The sequence below is a fragment of the Rhodopirellula sp. UH5 genome, from assembly GCF_056839225.1.
Genome location: NZ_CM166390.1, coordinates 1,848,671 through 1,869,915, shown reverse-complemented (window position 1 = coordinate 1,869,915; position 21,245 = coordinate 1,848,671). Strand labels below are relative to the sequence as shown.

Sequence of the window (21,245 nt, the reverse complement as noted above, 5' to 3'; positions counted from 1 at the left end):
GGTCGACGTAGGCCAGGTTCCACCTGGCTGGGTGACTGGACGGAGCCTCGCGAACTCTCGGATGAATGACTAGTCGCCTCGCTTTGTTCCAAAGCATTGGCTTGGTTGCCAGGTGAGACCTGGCCTACGTGGATGCATGTGGCTGGATTTGCCGGAATTCAGATGTTTCAGTTGGCCCATCCGGGCCTGTTGCGTGGCGGTTTTCTGTCGACGTAGGCCAGGTTCCACCTGGCTGGGTGATCGGACGGGGCCTCACGAACTCGCGGATGAATGACAAATCGCCTCGCTTTGTTCCAAAGCATCGGCTTGGTTGCCAGGTGAGACCTGGCCTACGGAAGTGTATGTGGCTGGATTCGGCTGTTTCTGTTGGAACGCGTCCGCATTCTTGGCGACTGCGGCGACGGTGAGTCGACGTAGGCCAGGTTCCACCTGGCTGGGTGACCGGACGGAGCCTCGCGAACTCGCGGATGGATGACAAATCGTCTCGCTTTGTTCCAAAGCATCGGCTTGGTTGCCAGGTGAGACCTGGCCTACGTGAATGCATGTGGCTGGATTCAGATGTTTCAGTTGGAACGCGTCCGCATTCTTGGCGACTGCGGCGACGGTGAGTCGACGTAGGCCAGGTTCCACCTGGCTGGGTGATCGGACGGGGCCTCGCGAACTCGCGGATGAATGACAAATCGCCTCGCTTTGTTCCAAAGCATCGGCTTGGTTGCCAGGTGAGACCTGGCCTACGCGAATGCATGTAGCTGCATTTGCCAGAATTCAGATGTTCCGGTTGGAACGCGTCCGAATTCTTGGCGAATCCGGCTACGGTGAGTCGACGTAGGCCAGGTTCCACCTGGCTGGGTGATCGGACGGAGCCTCACGAACTCGCGGATGAATGGCAAATCGCCTCGCTTTGTTCCAAAGCATCGGCTTGGTTGCCAGGTGAGACCTGGCCTACGTGAATGCATGTGGCTGGATTCAGATGTTTCAGTTGGAACGCGTCCGAATTCTTGGCGAATCCGGCGACGGTGCTTGGTGGCTTGCGAAAGACGTCTTGCCAAGTGCCCAATCAGGCGTCTGCCAGTTCGGTCAGTTCGTGTTCGCTGTCGCCGAATCGTTCGAGGTCCAATCCGTAGCGTTTGGCCATCGACAGATACAAGTTGCAGACGGGGACTTGGCCTTTGGCAGCGATGTGACGACCGGGCTGGATCGTGCCGCCGCCGCGACCGGCCAGCAACAATGGCAAGTTGTCTGGGTCGTGACGATTGCCGTCGGAGAAGCTGCTGCCGAACAGGATCATGCTGTTGTCGAGCAGCGTCGAATCGCCTTCCTGGATTGCTTTCATTTTTCGCAGCATGCGGCCGAATTGCTCCGTGTGCCAACGGTTGATGAGTTGGTACTGAGCGATCTTTTCCTCTTTGTTCTCGTGGTGCGAAAGCTCATGGTGCCCGCCATTGACTCCGTCGAGGAAGCTGAACGAACGGCCTGACACGTCGTTGGCGAACATGAACGACGCGACGCGAGTCGAATCGGTTTGGAAAGCGAGTACCATCATGTCCAGCATCAGATCGATGTGCTCGCGGAAGTCACCCGGCGTTCCCGTTTCGGGAATCTCCAACGCGTGACCGTCGGCGATGCGATCTCGTTCAGCTTCGTAACGTTCGCGATGACTTTGGTCACGCGTGGCAAATTCAATTCGCTTTTCCACCTCGCGGACGGAGTCGAGGTACTCGTCCATCTTGAACTGGTCGTCACGGCTGAGTTTGCCACGAACACGATGGGCGTCTTCCAAAACGTAGTCCAGCAGGTTCTGGTAGGAACGAGCCTCGGGGGTGCTCGTCTTCATTCGCTTGCCAAGCAAACGCTCGTAGACGACTCGCGGGTTGATGGCCTTCGCGACGGGGCGAGTCGGTGACTGCCACGAAATGTGCGAGCCATACAAACGGGTGTAGCCAACGTTGCTGTCGATACCGCTGATCACCGGGTCGATGCCCAGTTCCAACGATGGCAGCGGCGTTTGGTCGCCCACTTTGGCAGCGATCAATTGGTCGATGGAAACACCACCGCTGCTGATGTCTTTTCCGGTCGTTTTGGCGACTGGCATTCCGGTCAGGTAATTGGCCGTTTTGGCGTAGTGCCCATCGCCGCCGTGCGAGTGTTTTTTGTCGAGCCCTGACAACACCAGGAAGTCATCTTTCAAGTCCGCCAGCGGTTCCAGTGACGGTGACAACTCGTAGTCGGCTCCTTCGGTTTCAGGCACCCAGTCCTTTTCCCAAACACCGTTGGGGAAGTACAGAAATGCAGTGCGAAGCGGCGGTTGCGGTTCGTCACCGGTCCCGCTGGATGAACTCGAATCTTGGGGCCGAGGACCAGCCATGGTTTTTGCCATGGATGCCATCCAAGGCAATCCCAGCACGGCTCCGCTGCCACGCAAAAAGCGACGACGAGGAATAGGCGTTTGCATGATCAACCTAAAAGGGCTCAAGGGGTGGCGGGTTTGAAATAACGGTTTCGGAATGGGTAGCTGGTCACAATCGTCTCCAGTACCACGGTGGCGCGTTGATCGTTTTCGTCGAGTGCTTCCAAGCATTCATCGACCACACAATTGTCAAACTTGTTGAGCGAGCGGCCGAGAGCGAAACCATACAGCTTTTTGACGAAGTGCTTCTTGAATTCTCCGCTTCGTCGCAGCAGCAACTGTTTCAGTTCTTCGGGGCCGGAAAAGGTTTCTCCCGATGGCAGTTTCCCACTGGAGTCGATGGCGAGACCGTCTTGCTCGGTCCGCCAACGCCCGATTGCATCGAAGTTTTCCAACCCAAAACCAATCGGATCCATGCGGTTGTGACACGCCGCGCATTGAGGGTTCTTGCGGTGGATTTCCAGTTGTTCTCGAAGCGTCGCGGCGTGGTCCGCTTCTGCTTCTTCCAGTGCTGGCACGCCTGGTGGCGGAGGTGGCACGCGCCCGCCCAACACCTCTTCCAGAACCCAGCGACCACGCAGCACGGGGCTGGTCCGGTGACCGTAGGACGATCGGGTCAGCACAGCGGCAAGCGTGATCACGCCGCCTCGCCGACGATCGGTCAGTGGGATGCGTTGCCAGGTCTCTGAGTCATCGGTCTGCTTCAGCTCTGGATCGGAAACATCCAGTCCGTAGTAGGACGCGAGGGTTGCATTGGCATGAATGGAGTCTGCGTCAATCAATTCCATCAGCGGCCGATCATCACGAAACACATTCCAGACCGTTCGCACGGCTTCTTCTCGCATCGCGGCGGCCAAGCGTTCGTCGAAGTCCGGGAACATGTTCACGTCGGGTTTGGATTCGCCTTCGAATTGCGAAAGCCCCAACCATTGCAAACCAAAGTTTTCGCCCAGGGCTCGCGAGCGTCCATCGGCGAGCATCCGGTGCATCTGAGTGAGGATCTGTTCGTCCGTTGCCAGTTCATTGGCGTCCGCAGCCTTCATCAATGTTTCATCGGGGACAGACGACCACAAGAACAAAGCCAACCGCGTGGCCAGTTGATGTGGTGTCAAAGGCTGCACACCACCGGCTTCGGATTCCGTTTCCACGACAAACAGGAAGTTCGGTGATACGAGGATGGCTTTGAAAGCATCCGCCGTGGCTTCGCGAATCGAGAGCCCAGATTGCTGGGAGGCATTCATCAGCGTCGTCAATCGATCGACCTCCGAAGTCTCGACGGGCCGTCGCCATGCTCGCCGGGCGAACTGCTCCATTGCTTCCCGAGCGTCACCTTCGTTCGAAACGGTGTTCAGCAGACGGCTGGCCAGCGAAGTGTCGCCGCCCGATTGCATGGCGTCTTGAATGACTTGGTTGGAAACGGCGAGGTACTGTTCGATGTGCAAAGCCGATGTGAAGAGCGCATCGCCGGCTGTGTCAAACCCTTCGCCGCCCGAACCATCCGAAGGAACCTCCAACGACTCATCGACTGGCATTCCGACCAAGTCACGGATTGCGTTGAGATATTCGGTTCGCGTCAAACGACGGCTCATCACGACGCCGCGGTACCAAGCCTGAGTTTCTTCGTTGGCCAACTTGGCACACTCGTTGTCATCCGGTCGCGAATCGAACCAGCGATGAACAAGTGCCTTTTGCTGGTCGTTGAGTTGCGGGCTGCCTTCGGGGGGCATCTCGTTCAGCCGAACTCGCTTGGCGACTTCTTCCCAAACCGTCGCGTTCTTCTGCAGATCTTTTGCTGCACCGAATTGATCCATGTCAAAACCTTCCGAGTCTGCGCCCCGATGGCACTCGGAACAGGCCTGATCCAAAATCGGATAGATTGCCTCTTGGTAGTGTTTTCGCCATTTGGCGAACGGATCATCGTCCGAGAACGAGAGCGTTGGCACCGAGACGACCGCGAGAAAAACGGCGCAGCACAGTGGAGTACGGAGAAGCGAGATCGCTGGGAACATCAAAGGATGCTCGAACGGCTTGAGGTGGGGAATTGCGCAGGCAAAGTGGAATTGTCCGCAGGTGGGAGCTTCAGTCTACCCAATTTGGTCCCATCCTCCAACTTGAATCAAGCCGGAACCCGCGATAAACCGCTGAACGTTCGCTTCGACTGCAGGCCACGAAATCAATGCCTCGCATCGCTTTGAATGTGTCGCACCCCCCCGAAAGTGAATAGATTGATGAACACCGAGCCCGCACCGAATGAGAATGAAGAGGCGATCGGGGAGGTCGAACCTGTGCTGATTCCAACCGCGGATCATCAGCCTGCCAGCGAACCCGAGTTGCGATCAGGCGATGAACGGGGGTTTCAATCGTTGCCCATCGAGGCATTGCGTTTGGATCGATTCGTGGGAGGCATTTTCATTGCGATTGTTGTGGTGGTTTGTCTCATCGGGATGGTTTTTCCTTTGTTCGTCGCCGAGGCAACGCTGGAAGTTTTGGGATGGGCTGCGGCTGGTTGTCTGCTGCTTTTCGGTGCGGTCGTCTACGGCGGTTGGTTCTATCCCCAAGCGGCTCACCGTTGTGCATCTTGGCGGATCAGTGAACATGGTTTGGAAATTCGCCGAGGCGTTTGGTGGCGACATCGAATTGTGATTCCACATTCGCGAATGCAGCACAGCGACATCGAGCAGGGGCCTCTGCAGAGGATGTATTCGTTGGCGACGCTGGTCATTCACACTGCGGGGACCAAGGACTCGTCGATTCAGCTTGAGAATTTGAACTTCGAAACCGCCGAACAATTGCGAGATGCCTTGACGAGTGGTCGCGGGGAAATGAGTGTCACGTCTGAACGATCGGTGACGGCATGAACTCGGAACCGAAACCGCTGCATCCGATTTCGATCGTCTTCCAAGCCTTTGCGGTTTTGAAACGCACGATCCTTCCAGTCGTCCTGGTGGCTTGGAACGCCGCCCGATCGAGTTGGCTGGGGGGCTGGGGCGCGTTTGTTTTTTTTGCGGTGATGGTCGCAGGGTTCGCGATGATCGGATTGGTTCGCTATTGGTTTTATCGCTACCAACTGGCGGACGGTGAATTGATCGTGACGTCCGGCGTGATCTTCAAGTCCCGGCGAAACGTTCCTGTCGCGCGAATTCAGAATGTGGACTTGGTTCAGAATTTGTTCCACCGGATGCTGGGGGTTGCAGAAGTTCGCGTCGAAACGGCTAGCGGCACGGAACCCGAAGCGATCCTCAAAGTGCTCTCGCTGGGGGAAGTCGAATCGCTGCGTGAGCAAATTGAATCGGCTCGGCAGCAGGAGCCTTCCCTCGGGGCGACTCGCAACCCTGTGGCGGCAGGATCGGAATCCATGGAGGCCACACGGGGTGAGACGCCATCGTTCGTGGATGCTGCCCCGGTTTCGGCGACCACGACGTTGCTGGACATTCCTTTGAAGTGGTTGGTGTTAGCGGGTTTGGCCAGCAATCGCGGTTTTGTGATGGTCGGGATTGTCATTGGGATTCTTTCGCAACTCCTTGGCCGTGGCGATGAGTTGGCTCGCCGGATCACAAAGAGTCTGATTTCAACGGGTGATCTGAGTGTCCGAAGCTCGCAGTCCAGTTGGTGGGAATCATGGCTGGTTTGGATCGGGGCACTGGTGCTCGTGTTGGTGGTGATTCGTTTGCTCGGGATCGCCTGGTACGTGCTGCGGTTTTACGGGTACCGGTTGGAACTGCGTGACGAAAACCTGCAGCTTTCCTGTGGCTTGCTCACTCGCGTGTCGGCCACGGTTCCGCGACGCCGCATTCAATGGATCAGCATTCATCGCTCACCGATGCAGCGGTGGATGAAGCTGGCGTCGATTCGAATCGAAACCGCTGGTGGGGCTGGCAAACAAAACGAGGACGCCGCGACGACGGTCACGCGTCGTTGGTTCGTTCCGATCATTCCCGAGTCACGTTTGGAAGAATTGGTCGAACATCTTCGGCCGGGTCTGGATTGGTCGGAATCGGCGTTGCCTTGGCAGTCTCTGGACAATCGGGCGCGCAAGCGGATGCGACGAAAGGCTGTGATGCGAGCCCAGGGCATCGGTCTCCTCGTCGCTGGAGCGGCTTTCCTGGTATCGGATTCTCCGTATTCCTTGGCTCTGGGATTGCTGGCTGCATTGGTTTTGATCCCATGCAACATTTGGGCCTCGCATCGCTGGCATCACCACTTTGGATTCGCGGAATTGCCTTCGGGCGAGGGGGTCGTCATTCGCGAGGGATTTTGGAACCGAAAGGTCAGTTGCACCTTCTACGACCGGATTCAATCGGTGAGCTGTTCGGAGAGTCCCTTTGATCGTCGTTGGAACATGCAGACGTTGCGAATTGACACCGCCGCGGCGGGCCCCGCCGATCACACCTATCGGCTGCCGATGCTGTCCCGACCTGTTGCCAGCGAGCTGTTTGATCGCTTGGCCAGCAAAACGTCGGGAATCGAGATGGTTTGGGATTGAATCGAGGATTTGAAATCGATTGTTGAAAGCGTGTCCGATCAGGGTGGGTGCCGCCTCGCGGGATTCCAAACTGTCCTTACAATGGACGCTTTTTACGACCGAAATCGCTCGTCTTCCTGCAAGTCCAACCCATGTCGATCATCGAAGTCCGCGATTTGACAAAGAACTACCGCGTTTATCAAAAACGCGAGGGGATCGGCGGCAGCATTCGTGGCTTGTTTCACCGTGAATTCCGCGAGGTCAACGCTGTCCGTGGGATCGATTTGCAAGTCGAGCAAGGGGAGTTTGTTGCCTTTCTTGGTCCCAATGGAGCCGGCAAAACGACAACGCTGAAATTGTTGAGCGGGGTCATTCAACCGACTTCCGGCACGGCCAGCGTGATGGGGTATGTCCCCTGGGAACGCAAGGATGGGTACCGTCGCCGGTTCGCTCTGGTGATGGGGCAAAAGAATCAGCTTTGGTGGGATTTGCCGGCCCGCGAATCGTATCTCTTGCATCAACACATTTATGGAATCCCCGAAGGCGAATTTAAAACTCGCTTGGACGAGATCAGCGATTTGCTGGACGTGACCCGTCTGCTCGATCAACCCGTGCGTGAACTCTCGCTGGGGGAACGGATGAAGATGGAGTTGATCGCGGCGTTGCTGCACAGCCCCGAGGTGTTGTTCCTGGACGAGCCGACGATAGGTCTGGACGTGATCGCTCAGCACAACATTCAGCAGTTCCTTCGTTACTACCAAGAAAAACGCAAGATCACGATCCTTCTGACCAGCCACTACATGAAGGACGTCGCCGCACTTTGCCGGCGTGTGGTCGTGATCGCTCAGGGCACCATTCAGTACGACGGTTCGCTGTCGGGCATTGTCGACAAATTCAGTGGCTACAAATTGGTCACGTTGCAGTTTGCCGCATCGGAGAACCTGACGCGGCCCGAGCGACTCGGCGATGTCGTGGATGAAAATTGGCCGAAGTTGACGTACCGTGTGCCACGCGCCGACGTGCCCCGATTGTTGGCTGAAACCTTGCGTGACCACGTGATCGAGGACGTGGTCGTGGAAGACCCACCTCTCGAAGACGTGATCGCTGACCTGTTCCGTGAGTCCATGACCGAATCCACCAACGACGTATCCGAAAGCACCGCGACAGTATGATTTCACTGGATGATTTGACCATCGGTTTTCGCGGGCCAGCTTTGCTGGACGGGGTCTCGGCACGCATCGAACGCGGGCAACGCATCGGGTTGCTCGGTCGCAATGGAGCGGGCAAAACAACGTTGCTCAAAATGTTGTCAGGCGATGTCACACCGGACAACGGCCAAGTGATCTTGGATCCGAATGTGCGTTTGGCACGGCTGACTCAGGATGTGCCCCAGAACGTGAGCGGCACGGTCCGCGATATCATCACGCTTCCCGCCGCGGAGTTCTCCAAGATGGGGACCACCGCTGGCTTGGGAACTGCCCTCGGGCCCACCGATCATGGGACCTGGGAAGAGTGGGAGATCGAGCAAAAGATCGAGGAGACGCTCACCCGAATGAACCTCGACCCGGAGACGGAGTTCGAGAGTCTTTCCAGTGGGATGCGACGTCGTGTGTTGTTGGCCCGGGCCATCGCCAGCGAACCGGACATGTTGCTCCTCGACGAGCCAACGAACCACCTGGACATTCAGTCGATCTTGTGGCTGGAGGATTTCCTGAGTCGTTGGTCGGGCACGTTGATGTTCATCACTCACGATCGCTCGTTTCTGCAGTCGCTCGCGAATCGGATTTGGGAAATCGACCGCGGTCGACTCTTCGATTGGACCTGCGACTACCAAACGTTTCTCAAACGCAAGGCCGCGGCATTGGATGCCGAGGAAAAGCAGAACGCGTTGTTTGACAAGCGGCTGGCGGAGGAAGAGGTCTGGATTCGACAGGGCATCAAGGCGCGGCGGACACGGAATGAAGGCCGTGTGCGAGCCCTCAAGACGATGCGCAACGAAGCCAACCAACGACGCAGTCTCGAGGGCAAGGCCAAGCTGAATCTGCAAGTCGCTGAACGTGGTGGGGCCTTGATCACAAAACTCGACAACGTTTCGTTCGCCTACCCGGGAACCGACCGCGTCATCATTCGCGATTTCACGTCGCTGATCATGCGTGGTGACAAGATCGGAATCATTGGTCCCAACGGAGCCGGGAAGTCCACGTTGCTGAAGTTGATTTTGGGCAAACTGCAACCAACCTCCGGGACGGTTCGACTGGGAACCAATCTCAAGATCGCTTACTTCGATCAATTGCGTGACACATTGGATCCAGAACTCACGGTCCAAGAAAACGTTGGCGAAGGAAGCGACAAGATCCAGGTCGGCAATGCCACCAAGCACATCATGGGGTACTTGCAGGACTACTTGTTCACTCCCGAACGAGCCCGAACGCAGGTCAAGTTTCTCTCCGGCGGTGAACGCAACCGTGCCTTGTTGGCCAAGCTGATGACCCAGCCTGCCAACGTCATCGTGCTGGACGAACCGACGAATGACTTGGATGCCGAGACGTTGGAACTGCTCGAAGAGCAACTGGTTGGCTTTGATGGCACGTTGTTGATGGTCAGTCACGACCGGACGTTCTTGAACAATGTGGTGACCAGCACATTGGTGTTCGATGACGACTCGGATCCTGGGATCGTCAACGAATACGTGGGTGGCTACGACGAATGGGAGGCGGTCGCCAAGCGGAGACGCGCTGAACAGGGGACAACCAAAACGAGTGGCAAGAAGGCCACGTCGAAGCCCCCGGCCAGCAACAGTGTTGCTGCGGATCCCTCTGTGAAAGCAGTCAAGCTTTCCTACAACGAACAACGCGAGTTGAAGCTGTTGCCAGGGAAGATTGAAAAGCTCGAAATGGAAATCGCGGCCATCCACGAAGCGATGGCCGCGCCAGAATTCTACCAATCCGGTGGTGACACCATCACCGTCAAGAGCGATGAACTGAAGGCCAAGGAAGCGGAGCTCGCCGAGTCTTACAAACGCTGGGAAGCTCTCGAAGCTCACTGAGTTCCTGCGATTCCTCCGAGCGGGGCAGTATCAGAGTAGAACAGTTGTCCCCAACTGTTCCGTCGGGCAGCGCTCAACCGCCGGGCCTCATCGCGACCGAGTCCAGTTCCAAGCGTTCGTTTCAGGCGGCTCCACAACGCGGCATTGCCCACGACGGCCCCATCCGGGGCGACCTTTTGTTTTTCGCGATTGTTCTCGGGGCTTCCGCCCCGAGCTACGAACGACGGCCCCTCCGGGGCGATGTGGCGTGATCGCGAAATGAGACGGGGCAATTGCAATTTGCATTGTTGAATTTGCACGCGGAAATGGCGGCCGTCAGAGTAGAACAGTTGTCTCCAACTGTTCCGTCGGGCAGCGCTCAACCGCCGGGCCACATCGCGACCGAGTCCAGTTCCAAGCGTTCGTTTCAGGCGGCTCCACAACGCGGCATTGCCCACGACGGCCCCATCCGGGGCGACCTTTTGTTTTTCGCGATTGTTCTCGGGGCTTCCGCCCCGAGCTACGAACGACGGCCCCTCCGGGGCGATGTGGCGTGATCGCGAAATGAGACGGGGCGATTGCAATTTGCATTGTTTAATTTGCACGCGGAAATGACGGCCGTCAGAGTAGAACAGTTGTCCCCAACTGTTCCGTCGGGCACGCTCAACCGCCGGGCCACATCGCAACCGAGTCCACTTCCAAGTGTTCGCTTCAAGCGGCTCCACAACGCGGCACCTCCCACGACGGCCCCATCCGGGGCGACCTTTTGTTTTTCGCGATTGTTCTCGGGGCTTCCGCCCCGAGCTACGAACGACGGCCCCTCCGGGGCGATGTGGCGTGATCGCGAAATGAGACGGGGCGATTGCAATTTGCATTGTTGAATTTGCACGCGGAAATGACGGCCGTCAGAGTAGAACAGTTGTCCCCAACTGTTCCGTCGGGCAGCGTTCAACCGCCGGGCCTCATCGCAACCGAGTCCAGTTCCAAGCGTTCGTTTCAGGCGGCTCCACAACGCGGCATGGCCCACGACGGCCCCATCCGGGGCGACCTTTTGTTTTTCGCGATTGGTCTCGGGGTTTCCGCCCCGAGCTACGAACGACGGCCCCATCCGGGGCGACGCGTTACATCCGTGGCAGGAACATCCGCAGGTAGTCATGGCTTTGTTTGAGGGCGCGGATGCGGTTCTCGATCGAGCCTTCGTAAGCCCGGTCTTCGACTTCCACGCAAACCGGTCCGCTGTATCCCGTGTCAGTCAGGATCGAAAAGAACTGGCCCCAGTCGACTTGCCCGAGTCCGGGCAATTTGGGGGTGTGCCATTCGTTTGGGTTGGCAAACACGCCGACCTGATCCAGCATCACTTGATCCACACGAACGTCTTTCGCGTGAATGTGCACCAATCGATCTGCAAACGCACGCATCGGTGTCAGGTAATCCATGTGCATGAACACCGGATGGGACGGGTCGTAGTTCAGTCCAAAGTGTTCGCTCGGAAACGTTTCGAACATCCGCCGCCAGATCGCGGGGCTGGTCGCCAGGTTCTTTCCGCCCGGCCATTCGTCGTCCGTGAAAAGCATGGGGCAGTTTTCGATGCCGATTCGAACATCGGCTTTCTCTGCGGCCTCGATGATCGGGCCCCACACGGTTTCGAAGCGAGGCCAGTTGTCGTCAACGGTTTTGTTCCAGTCGCGTCCCACAAACGTGGTGACTCGGCCGATGCCAAGCTTGGAAGACGCATTGATCAATTGAATCAGGTGTTCCGATGCCAGCTTGGATTCGGCCTCGTCCGGTGAAAGTGGATTGGGGTAGTAGCCGAGGGAGCTGATCGCGACGTCGTATCGTTGGCACAGCGATTGAATCTGGTCGATGCGTTCATCGGACAGGTCCGTGACATCGATGTGAGTCGTGCCGGCGTAGCGACGTTCGGCTTTCCCCGGCGGCCAGCACATGACTTCCACGCATTCATAGCCACACTGGCCAGCGACGGCAAAGACTTCTTCCAGGTTGTACTCTGGCAAGATGGCACTGACAAAACCTAGTTGCATCATGAAATTTGCTCTCGCAGGTGGCTGACGGTTGAAACAAGCGGGAATCCGAAAAATGATTCGAACCAACCCGAATTTTGCTAGACTATAGCGTGTTTGTAGGTCGCTGGATCAGTCGCAATTCAGTCGGTTGCCACCTCGCAAAGATGGCTGAGTTCGCGGATCCGATCCACTTGATCCCATTTCAATCGTTCCACCACAGACTGACTCGTGAAACCAACTGAATCCAGCCTCGCCGTGTCTCATGAGCCCAATCGCGTTTGCGACGTGGTGGTGGTCGGTGGCGGGCCCATTGGGATTGAAACAGCAATTGAACTGCGACGAAATGGCATCGACGCGATCGTGTTCGAAGCCGGTCCACTCGGGCATACCATTTCATGGTGGGCCCCCCAAACGCGATGGTTCAGCAGCAACGATCGAATCTCAATCGCGGGGGTGCCGTTGAACACGGTCGATCAATCCAAAGCGAGTCGCGAAGAGTACCTCAATTATTTGCGTTGCGTTGTGGACCAGTTTTGCGTTCCCGTGGAAACGTTTTCAAAGGTCGACAACATCAAAGCTTGTCCGGACCAGCCTCGTCGTTGGCAGGTGCAAGTCGGTTCGAAGTGCATCGAAGCGTCGGCGGTTGTCTTGGCAATTGGTGGAACGGATCATCCCAATCGACTGAACGTTCCCGGTGAAGACCTGCCGCATGTCGACGGTTACCTGCGTGAGGCTCACCATTACCACGGTCGTCGAGTTTTGATCGTGGGTGGTCGTAACAGCGCGGTCGAAGCCGCGATTCGCCTGCACCGAGTTGGTGCGAAGGTCACGTTGAGTTATCACCGAGACGAATTGCCATCGACCAGCATCAAGTACTGGCTGCGTCCTGAGATCGATGGGCTGATTCGCAGCAAAGCAGTCGAGGCGTTGTTCCAAAGTCGCGTGACTGCGATCACGCCGGAACGAGTTGACTTGGAGCAAACGCTACCGGATGGTCGCCATCACACCTTGCACATGCATTTCGATGACGTGTTGACGTTGATTGGCTACGACCAGGACAAAACGCTGTTCAAGCAACTCGGCATTCCGATGGAAGACCCGGGCCAAAAGCCTGTGTACGACGAAGCCACGATGGAAACCAAGCTGCCTGGGATTTACCTCGCGGGAACGGCAGTGGGTGGAACTCAAAGCAGCAAGTACCAAGTGTTCTTGGAGAACTGCCACGTGCACGCAACGAAAATCACCCAGCATCTGCTGGAAAACGGAATGGGACGGTCGTTGTCCGATGAAGACGGGCAATCCACCCTGGGAATCAAGCCTGGCGGTACTCCCGCAGAAGCACTCACGCGTCAGATCGAGATGAATCCCGAGAGCTGATCACTCTCGAGAAAACTCATGCACTTTCGGGACGCTTGGTGTTCCGGGGCAGTTCAGAAACCGTTCGGCAATCGACCTCGCTCATTCACCCGCAACGGCCGCTGCGAGTTGCTCGTAGGTGCGTTGGTTGTTGATTCGACTCCCACGATTATCGCAAGCGATTTGGTACAGGTGCTGGCCGATCGGAGTCGGGTACTTGCCCGTCACGCAGGCCTGGCAGAGGTGATCTTCGGGCAAGTCGATCGCCCGGGCGATGGCCGAAACGGGCAGGTACCGCAGCGAGTCCGCGCCAAGATCATCTGCCATCCGTTGCTGGGACTCTTCGTCCAACTCGCCGGTTAGCGAAAAGTACTTGGGCGCGATCAATTGATCGATGGTGCTCATGTCGATGCCATAGAAACACGGCGCAACGATCGGTGGGCAGGCCACCCGAACGTGAATTTCCTTGGCACCGCCAACATCACGAATTCGGTCGAGCAAGGCATTCATGGTCGTGCTTCGAACAATCGAATCTTCCACCAGGATGACACGTTTGCCCTGCAGGACTTCCCGCAGTGGCGTGTATTTGGCGGCCGCTTTGGCCTTTCGAGCTCGTCCGCCTTCGATGAACGTGCGTCCCGCGTATCGGTTGCGGATCAAACCTTCGCGGCAGGGAATTGACAGCTCATACGCCATCGAATCCGCGGCGGCTTTGCTGGTGTCGGGAACCGGGACGATGATCGTGTCGGGGTCGTCCAATGGGACACGACCGAACTCTCGCTCAGCATCCGCCAGTTCACGACCCAGGTTCGTGCGGGAAAGGTAGACGCTGCGATCGTCCAGCGTGCTGGCAACGTTGGCGAAATAAATCCACTCGAAGAAGCAATGCTTGGGAGCTTCCGGTTCAGCGAACCGCTCCATCCGAAAACCTTCCTCGGGATCGATCAGAATCGCATGGCCAGGTGGCAACGAATGAATTTGGTCCGGTTCAAACCCAAGGTTCAACAACGCCACACTCTCGCTGGCACAGGCAAACAATGGGCCCTCGTGGATGTAGCACATGGGTTTGATACCCAGCGGGTCGCGAGCGACCAACATTTCGCCTTCCGCGGTCAGCAATGCCATCGAGTAGGCACCGTCGAAACCAGCCGTGACTTGCCTCAAAACATCGATCCAGTCGAGTCGTTCCTGCGACTGCGACAGCAGTCGAGCGATCTCGTGAAGAAAGATTTCTGTGTCGGTGTCGAGCGCCAAGTGGTGGTCACCATCGGCGAGCAAGCGTTGTTTCAGCAGCGTGTAATTGGCCAATTGGCCGTTGAAGCAGAAACTGAACCATTTGCGTTTGTGGATGTGACGACGCTCGAACGGTTGAGCGTAATTCCGGTCGTCGGCCCCGCAGGTGGCGTAGCGAACGTGCCCGATTGCGGCTCGCCCGGCCAATGACTTCATCAGCGATTCGGCCTTGGCACGGTGATTCAGACGGAAGACTTCCGTCACCGTTCCAACGTCTCGTCGCGTTTTCAGGAGCGCAGGACGGTCGGGGTCAAAGGTCGTCATCCCAGCGGCAAGTTGCCCTCGATTTTGAATGTCGAGCAACATGCGGGGCAACAGACGCGAAATTTGTCGCGGCCCGTCGTCCGTGCACACGGGGCTGCGCCCGCGACCAGAGAGATGGTAAATCGCGGCAACGCCGCATTCGTGATTCAATTCAGCCATGAAATCTGCAATGAGGTGATCGCTGGGGCGAGGAAGCTACAGTCTACCGATGCCAGGCAATAACGCAATTCGCTGAACTACCTGGTTTGCCAAACCCACCGCCATTCGGGCGGGGAAAAGGACGGTTTCGAAGGGTCAATGGGATCGTCTCGATCGAACCCCCAGCACGATCAACACCATCAGCAAAGTCGCCAGCAACAGGGCTGGCCAAGCAATCGAAACTCGTGAAAGCACGACCAAAGGCATCGCAACGGTGATCATGCCACCCCCAATGAACGGTGCTGACAGGGGAGCCGCCAACGCGTAATCCTCTGCCGCCCCCGACTTCAGTTCCGGGTCGACGACCCGTAGCAATACAAACCCCGTCGCCGTGGTGCCAGTTGACATCCCAAAATTGATCAAACCCAGCGGGAACCATTTTTCAGGCGGCAAAATCCTGCGAGATAAAAACAGCAGACAAAATGTGGACCAGATCGATCCGGCCAACAGGAGAATGGCCAAAGGCACCCACAAAGACGCCACCGCCGCCAAATTCAGGGTCGCGACCGCGGCAACGACCAGCAAATCCATCGAGGTTCCCGAAAGTCGATGGATGGTTTGCTCGTCGATCAAGTGGACCTGGCCAATCGCTCGCAGCAGCATTCGCACGATTGCGCCACCGAAAAGCGTGTAAATGAACAGCGGGAACGATCCAACAATGCTGGCCAGCGTCAATCGCGATTGCAGTTGGGATTCACCGGCGTCGGGGGATCCAGCATCATCGGACGTTTGGCTGGGCCCCACCGCAGCCACTTCAACGGATTCGGCGCTGGCGTTTGTTCCCATGGCTTCCGCGACCCAGCCCACGCCGCCTTGCATGGCGACGCCGATGCCCATCGCGAGCGCCAACCAGATCGCTTGCAACAACAACGGATCGAGCACGCTTCCGTCCATGCGTGCGCTGCCGAGGGAGGCCGCATTGAAATTTCGTTCCGGTTTCGGTGCTGATTTCGTTGGGGTCGGTTCAGGCTGATCGGACGCCGGATCCTCAGCGGATTGAGTGACCTGAATCCAGTTCCGCCGAAGCGCCAGCTGAATCCAGAGAATGCCGGAGACCAGGCCGTAAACCAATCCACCGGTTGCCATCATGACGCCCAGGTCAAAGCCTTCTTCCCAGCCGATCGAAGCGTGCTTGAAAACGTCTCCCATCGCCGCGGCGGTTCCGTGCCCGCCAGCAAACCCGGTTTCGATCAACATTCCGGCCGAGGAAGGCAATTCGAACTGCGGTCCGATCCACCACCACGTGACCCAGAGCCCAACCACGGTTTGGCCCAGCACGATGATCCAAACCATCAGACCCTGCTGCATGACGTCTCGGACCAAATGCTGGCTCGACGAAGAACGATCTTGTTTGCTTTTGCCCAACAACATGGCCGCGAAAACGACGGCGATCAAAGTCGACGGCCATGGACCGAGGGCGGACACAATCGGTTCCAGCGTGTCGCGTCCGTTCCAGCGAAACCACTGAACCACCGCCAGCCCCAGGAATCCTGCGATCAACGAAGCAGGGATCAACCCCTTTCGAAACCATGCGACTTGTTGACGCAACCCAACGCCAAGCAGCAACAGGGCACAAACAAAAACGATGGCGTGAAGCATGGTCCTCGATCCGGAAGTTTCGGGATCGGCGGTCACCGATGCCACGAGCATTTTTGGGCGCTGCTGGCCTTCCAGCGTGGATGTCGCTGAAGGAGTGCCCCCAGTGTCGCTGGTCACAGGAGCCACGCAAGGTGACGCGAACCGGCAGGGGCTGCGAGATGGGCAGTGACAAAGTTCCAAAAGGAGCCTACAACATTCGCTCCGGAGTCCGCCTCGGCGACTGCTTTTCTCCGTCAGCCTCCGTCTTTTCGCAACCCAATATGCTCGCAAGAAAACCACTGTTTCCCGGCGTGATCGAGTTGAACTTTCAAGCTGGTGAAGTGCTTGGGTGCAACGTCTATTTGATCCACGATTCGAATGAGTGGATCCTGATTGACATTGGGTATGAAGAGACCGTCGATGACTTCATCGAAATCATTCGCGGTTTGGACTTTCCACTTTCACGCTGCAAGACCCTGGTCGCCACCCACGCCGATGTGGACCACATTCAGGGGTTGGCCAAAGCCAAGCAGATTTTGAAGACCACGATTTCGGCTCATCCCAACGCGGTGGAACCACTGACGACGGGCGACACGCTGAAAACCTTGGCGGTCATCGAAGCACAGAATTTGAACATGGCGATGCCTCCCGTTGAGATCGAAAACCAGATCAATGACGGAGACATCATCACGGTGGGCAAAAAACAAATTGAAGTCTGGCACACGCCCGGGCACACCGACAGCCAACTCGCGTTCCGCATCGGCGACGTGCTGTTGTCGGGTGACAACCTCTATCGTGACGGCTGCATCGGTGCGATCGACGCCCACCACGGCAGCGACATTCGATCGTTCGTCCAATCGCTCACCCGCATCCGCGAAAGTGATGTGAAGTGGTTGGCCCCGAGTCACGGTCCGATCTTCGCCAAAGACAATGCGATGCTGGATCGAGTCATCGAACGAGTCCGTGGCTACCTGCACATGGCTGACTTTGGAACACTCGCAGAAGATTGGCCGTTGATGAATGAGTGGGACGAAGAAGTCGAGCAAGGCATTTTGCCCGATGGATGGCAAGCTCCTACGGAGTGATCGTTTCGTGTCCATCGACGTTCGATTCGGCGATCGTGAATCCAACTCAACGTGAACTCTTCCCAACGCACTGTGTCGATTGCCGATTCAATCCCAACGGAGGTTGATCGTCCCGACGAATTCTCAAATGGAATGGTGATTCTGGGAGGTGGTTTGTGCGGCCTGCTCTTAGCTCATGAATTGGCGTCCTTGCTCGGGACCCGATTTGGCGCGGCCGCACCTCGCATTTGGGTCATTGAATCTCCTGGTGGCGAAGTTCCCGCGCGAGACCAACAGCGGCCTGTTCGCTGGCTGAGGTTGTTGGGTGGCGAAGCGGACTACCAATTCCGAACGCAACCTGCCGAAGCGTTGGCGGGGAGATCCATTCCTTGGCCACGCGGGAGAGGCTTGGGTGGCAGCGGGCGAATCAATTCGATGATTTGGTTCCCGCCGACCGCTGCCGATCTCCGATCGTTGGCAACGTCGCTTGTGCCAAAGCCGCAGTCGAATGACGACCGGTTGAGCGGCGACTCGCCGACCGATGCCGAACAGCAACTTCAGCGAGCGTTTGATCGAGCCCAGGAAATCATTCGTCCCGAGCAAACCCGGTGGCTCAGCCCCACGAGCGAAGCGTTTTTGAAGGCAGTGTCAGGTCGCGTGAGTGGAAACTTCGCTGCCTACGATCGACTCAATCGAAATGGGCGGCGATGGACGGCCGTGGACGCGATCGCGGATTTGTGTCAGAGCAACGCGGTGGCGGCCAAACGGATCCGCGTCGTTCGTGCGGAAGTGTCTTCTTTGGAAGTCAAGGACCGCGTGGTAACCGGTATCCAATGGTCGGATGGTCAAACGAGTCGGATTGCGAACGATGCGGAAGTTGTATCGTCACTGGGGGCGATTGCCTCGCCCACCTTGCTACATCGCAGCGGACTGACCAACCCACAGATCGGTGAGAATTTGCATGACCATCTGATCATGCCGGTTGTCCATTCACATGATGGCCAAGCGTTTTCAGATTCAACGCCTGACATGACCGCTTTGGCTCAGTGGCAACATGCAGGCGGGAGTTCGATTGCCTGCAACGTCGCTGAGTGCGGTGGTCTGGACGAAACGCATTGCTGGCAGTTGCATGTGACTCCCACCGATTACCTCCGGTTCCCGAATGACACTCGGCGCCCCGCGATGACCATCGGGGTCAACCTGACGCGTCCTCTTTCGCGCGGCCGAATCGATTGGACGTCGGATGAAACGCTCATTGACGCGGGCTACTGGAACGACGATCGCGACCGACTTGGATTGCTCGAAGGAGTCCGGTGGGTACGGGAGTTGGTGAAGCAATCCGGATTCGATCGGCAGTTGCGATCCGAAATGATTCCGGGTGCCAAGCGACAAACCGATGATGCGATCACCGCCGCAATGGCTCGCTATTCACAAACGCTGTATCACCCTGCCGGCACGTGTGCGTTGGGGAGCGTCGTGGATTCCAACTTTCGCGTTGCTGGCATCGCGAATTTGCGCGTCGTCGACGCGTCTTTGCTGCCCGAACCAACCACGGGCAACCCAACCGCGACACTGGCGATGTTGGCTTGCTACGCCGCGAAGCAGTTGGTCCGCGAATGAGCGTGTCTTCGTTCCAGGAGCGAGACCAAGTCCGCTTGCCTCAACGAGGCTGGCGGCGATAGCGTTTGTTGGAAGCCACCAAGGTGACGAATTTGCCTTGTTGCAACGTCCGGCCATCGTCGCTGACCAGCTGGCGATGCCAAGTGATTTTCGCGGCGCGACGACCGTGGGCCTCGGTTGATTCCACCGACGTGACCACGCGAACTCGTTCATCAAAGAAGACCGGGTTGTCAAAACTCCAGTTGTCCACGGACACCAACGCCAAGGTGGCTGCTCGCGGGAACTCGGTCGACAGCCCCGCCAAGATGCTCAGCCCCAGCAAGCCGTGGGCGACCGGTCGACCAAACGGGGACTTGGGAAAGTCGCTGTCGACGCCACTTTCATCGCCGTGCAACGGGTCGAAGTCGCCCGTCAAATGGGAGAAGGTACGAACATCGTTTGCAGAGATGACCCGCCATGGACTCAACCATTGCTGGCCAACTTGCAGGTCCTCGCAGTACAGCGTGTCGGTTGGCTCTGGAACACCCTTGGTGATGACAACAGGTTCTGGACGAGTCGCGTTTTCGGACGCAATGATCGCGTCATGTGTCGGTATCGAATCGGACATTCACGTCACTCCTTGTAAAAACACCTCATCGTGAACCGCTCGGGTCGAAAAACCCGTGGTTGACTGTGCTATCGCAGCAGCCGATGAAGATCGTTCCGGCCTCGCAACCGTGCGAGTCGAACCCATGGTTCGCCTGCTCGGCACTTTGGCCGAAAGAAATCGCGGAAGCAATTCCGTGTTCAGGCATTCGCATAGAATATGCCAATCCCAGGCAAAGACAATCTGGCTGAGGCGATTACGTAAGCTGTGCAGGCTTCATTTGCCCCGCGAAATCCATTCGATGACACGTGTTTTCGGTGGGTTTGAAACGAATTGGCGACCGCGATCCCTGTTTCCATCCAGTCTGCGTTTCATGGAACCCTGTTTTGAGCTGCCGAAGGGGGCCGCCGCGGAAGTTTTCGGTTGTCAGATTGCCCCAATGGTTGGCGTCGGCGATTCGTTCAACCATACTCTGCGTGGATCAAATCTGATCGATGCTTGCAATTCCCTCCTAAGGATCCCACCTCGATGACAAAACTGTTCACTGCAACCACTTCGAAGACTTCTTGGTCAACGACGCTCGCCCTTGGTTTGGCCGTCGTCTTTTCAAACGTGCTTGTCGTTTCTGCTGATTCCCCCGTGAAGCTGCCTGCCGAGAGCGGCATGACCTCGATTTTCAATGGCAAGGACCTCGCAGGTTGGAGCGGTGATGAGCGATTGTGGTCCGTGCGTGATGGTGTCATTCATGGCGAAACCACCGAGGAAAACAAAGCCAATGGAAACACGTTCCTGATCTGGGAAGACGGAAGCACGAAGAACTTCGAAGTCCGGCTTTCGTTCCGTTGCAATGCGGACAACAACTCGGGCATTCAGTACCGGTCCAAGCACATCACCAACAAATCGGCTCGCAACGAGTGGGTCGTGCGTGGTTACCAGCACGAACTTCGCAACGAAATGAAGTTCCCCAACATCGCCGGTTTCATCTACGACGAAGGTGGCCGTCGTGGACGCATTTGCATGGTTGGTGAGAAAGCGGTCTGGAAGGACGGCAAGAAACAGGTCTTGGAAAACTTCATGGACGAAGCTGAGTTCCAAAAGTTGTTCAAGTTGGATGACTGGAACGAAGTCGTCATCATCGGGAATGGCAACCACATCCAGCACTTCTTGAATGGGAAATTGATTCTCGACTTCACGGATGAGCAACCTGAACTTGCGTTGTTGGATGGGAAGTTGGCTTTGCAACTCCACGCCGGCAAATCGATGTGGGCGGAATTCAAAGACATCCGATTCAAATCGTTGGATTGAAAACGAACTCACGACGGATGCCGCCAATTCCATGTGACAACGAATGAGATCGTCGCGAGTTTC

At 57.1% G+C, this 21,245-nt stretch carries 15 protein-coding genes; 8 read left to right on the top strand and 7 right to left on the bottom strand.

Translation table 11 applies throughout. The annotated features are described in order from the left end of the window. Positions 1-124: 124 nt before the first annotated feature. From UH5x_RS06945 to UH5x_RS06935, 3 genes are all read right to left on the bottom strand, one after another. A complete protein-coding gene (locus UH5x_RS06945) occupies positions 125-745 on the bottom strand; it encodes a DUF1589 domain-containing protein (RefSeq protein WP_482635191.1) in 621 nt (206 codons plus the stop codon). 312 nt (positions 746-1,057) lie between these two features. Then, a complete protein-coding gene (locus UH5x_RS06940) occupies positions 1,058-2,452 on the bottom strand; it encodes a DUF1552 domain-containing protein (protein ID WP_482635190.1) in 1,395 nt (464 codons plus the stop codon). Between the two features lie 17 nt (positions 2,453-2,469). Then, positions 2,470-4,416, bottom strand: a complete 1,947-nt coding sequence (locus UH5x_RS06935; protein ID WP_482635189.1) for a DUF1588 domain-containing protein — start codon at positions 4,414-4,416, stop codon at positions 2,470-2,472. A gap of 219 nt (positions 4,417-4,635) precedes the next feature. Between UH5x_RS06935 and UH5x_RS06930 the strand changes: the two genes are divergently transcribed. The 4 genes from UH5x_RS06930 to UH5x_RS06915 all read left to right on the top strand — a co-directional run bounded on the left by UH5x_RS06930 (position 4,636) and on the right by UH5x_RS06915 (position 9,915). After that, positions 4,636-5,265 (top strand): PH domain-containing protein, encoded by a 630-nt coding sequence (locus tag UH5x_RS06930; protein WP_482635188.1) that lies wholly within the window; start codon positions 4,636-4,638, stop codon positions 5,263-5,265. After that, the gene (locus UH5x_RS06925; RefSeq protein WP_482635187.1) at positions 5,262-6,890 is read left to right on the top strand and encodes a PH domain-containing protein; all 1,629 of its coding nucleotides are present in this window, start codon (positions 5,262-5,264) and stop codon (positions 6,888-6,890) included. Before UH5x_RS06930 ends, UH5x_RS06925 begins: the two co-directional genes overlap by 4 nt. A 131-nt stretch (positions 6,891-7,021) precedes the next feature. Next, a complete protein-coding gene (locus tag UH5x_RS06920) occupies positions 7,022-8,041 on the top strand; it encodes an ABC transporter ATP-binding protein (RefSeq protein WP_482635186.1) in 1,020 nt (339 codons plus the stop codon). Next, a complete protein-coding gene (locus tag UH5x_RS06915; protein WP_482635185.1) occupies positions 8,038-9,915 on the top strand; it encodes an ATP-binding cassette domain-containing protein in 1,878 nt (625 codons plus the stop codon). Before UH5x_RS06920 ends, UH5x_RS06915 begins: the two co-directional genes overlap by 4 nt. Before the next feature lie 1,100 nt (positions 9,916-11,015). On the opposite strand, the gene UH5x_RS06910 is transcribed toward UH5x_RS06915, so the two are convergent. After that, positions 11,016-11,936, bottom strand: a complete 921-nt coding sequence (locus UH5x_RS06910) for a sugar phosphate isomerase/epimerase family protein (RefSeq protein ID WP_047813590.1) — start codon at positions 11,934-11,936, stop codon at positions 11,016-11,018. Positions 11,937-12,146: 210 nt separating this feature from the next. Between UH5x_RS06910 and UH5x_RS06905 the strand changes: the two genes are divergently transcribed. Next, positions 12,147-13,295 (top strand): NAD(P)-binding domain-containing protein, encoded by a 1,149-nt coding sequence (locus UH5x_RS06905; protein WP_482635184.1) that lies wholly within the window; start codon positions 12,147-12,149, stop codon positions 13,293-13,295. A gap of 81 nt (positions 13,296-13,376) precedes the next feature. On the opposite strand, the gene UH5x_RS06900 is transcribed toward UH5x_RS06905, so the two are convergent. Beyond that, complete coding sequence (locus UH5x_RS06900) at positions 13,377-14,990, bottom strand: amidophosphoribosyltransferase (RefSeq protein WP_047813502.1); 1,614 nt, start codon at positions 14,988-14,990, stop codon at positions 13,377-13,379. A 135-nt stretch (positions 14,991-15,125) separates the two neighbouring features. Beyond that, a complete protein-coding gene (locus UH5x_RS06895; protein ID WP_482635183.1) occupies positions 15,126-16,628 on the bottom strand; it encodes a sodium/glutamate symporter in 1,503 nt (500 codons plus the stop codon). 260 nt (positions 16,629-16,888) lie between these two features. Here UH5x_RS06895 and UH5x_RS06890 point away from each other — a divergent pair, with 260 nt between their 5' ends. Continuing rightward, positions 16,889-17,692, top strand: a complete 804-nt coding sequence (locus tag UH5x_RS06890) for an MBL fold metallo-hydrolase (RefSeq protein WP_047813588.1) — start codon at positions 16,889-16,891, stop codon at positions 17,690-17,692. A gap of 51 nt (positions 17,693-17,743) precedes the next feature. Then, complete coding sequence (locus UH5x_RS06885; protein ID WP_482635182.1) at positions 17,744-19,291, top strand: GMC family oxidoreductase; 1,548 nt, start codon at positions 17,744-17,746, stop codon at positions 19,289-19,291. A gap of 40 nt (positions 19,292-19,331) precedes the next feature. On the opposite strand, the gene UH5x_RS06880 is transcribed toward UH5x_RS06885, so the two are convergent. Then, the gene (locus UH5x_RS06880) at positions 19,332-19,898 is read right to left on the bottom strand and encodes a MaoC family dehydratase (RefSeq protein ID WP_047813501.1); all 567 of its coding nucleotides are present in this window, start codon (positions 19,896-19,898) and stop codon (positions 19,332-19,334) included. 507 nt (positions 19,899-20,405) lie between these two features. Between UH5x_RS06880 and UH5x_RS06875 the strand changes: the two genes are divergently transcribed. After that, positions 20,406-21,182 (top strand): 3-keto-disaccharide hydrolase, encoded by a 777-nt coding sequence (locus UH5x_RS06875; RefSeq protein WP_482635181.1) that lies wholly within the window; start codon positions 20,406-20,408, stop codon positions 21,180-21,182. The last annotated feature ends 63 nt before the right edge of the window (positions 21,183-21,245 follow it).

Excerpts from the sequence above, each read along its gene's own strand:
- UH5x_RS06945 (WP_482635191.1), bottom strand. The coding sequence starts at position 745 with ATGCATTCGCGTAGGCCAGGTCTCACCTGGCAACCAAGCCGATGCTTT.
- UH5x_RS06940 (WP_482635190.1), bottom strand. The coding sequence starts at position 2,452 with ATGCAAACGCCTATTCCTCGTCGTCGCTTTTTGCGTGGCAGCGGAGCC.
- UH5x_RS06935 (WP_482635189.1), bottom strand. The coding sequence starts at position 4,416 with ATGTTCCCAGCGATCTCGCTTCTCCGTACTCCACTGTGCTGCGCCGTT.
- UH5x_RS06930 (WP_482635188.1), top strand. The coding sequence starts at position 4,636 with ATGAACACCGAGCCCGCACCGAATGAGAATGAAGAGGCGATCGGGGAG.
- UH5x_RS06925 (WP_482635187.1), top strand. The coding sequence starts at position 5,262 with ATGAACTCGGAACCGAAACCGCTGCATCCGATTTCGATCGTCTTCCAA.
- UH5x_RS06920 (WP_482635186.1), top strand. The coding sequence starts at position 7,022 with ATGTCGATCATCGAAGTCCGCGATTTGACAAAGAACTACCGCGTTTAT.
- UH5x_RS06915 (WP_482635185.1), top strand. The coding sequence starts at position 8,038 with ATGATTTCACTGGATGATTTGACCATCGGTTTTCGCGGGCCAGCTTTG.
- UH5x_RS06910 (WP_047813590.1), bottom strand. The coding sequence starts at position 11,936 with ATGCAACTAGGTTTTGTCAGTGCCATCTTGCCAGAGTACAACCTGGAA.
- UH5x_RS06900 (WP_047813502.1), bottom strand. The coding sequence starts at position 14,990 with ATGGCTGAATTGAATCACGAATGCGGCGTTGCCGCGATTTACCATCTC.
- UH5x_RS06895 (WP_482635183.1), bottom strand. The coding sequence starts at position 16,628 with ATGCTTCACGCCATCGTTTTTGTTTGTGCCCTGTTGCTGCTTGGCGTT.
- UH5x_RS06890 (WP_047813588.1), top strand. The coding sequence starts at position 16,889 with ATGCTCGCAAGAAAACCACTGTTTCCCGGCGTGATCGAGTTGAACTTT.
- UH5x_RS06880 (WP_047813501.1), bottom strand. The coding sequence starts at position 19,898 with ATGTCCGATTCGATACCGACACATGACGCGATCATTGCGTCCGAAAAC.
- UH5x_RS06875 (WP_482635181.1), top strand. The coding sequence starts at position 20,406 with ATGACAAAACTGTTCACTGCAACCACTTCGAAGACTTCTTGGTCAACG.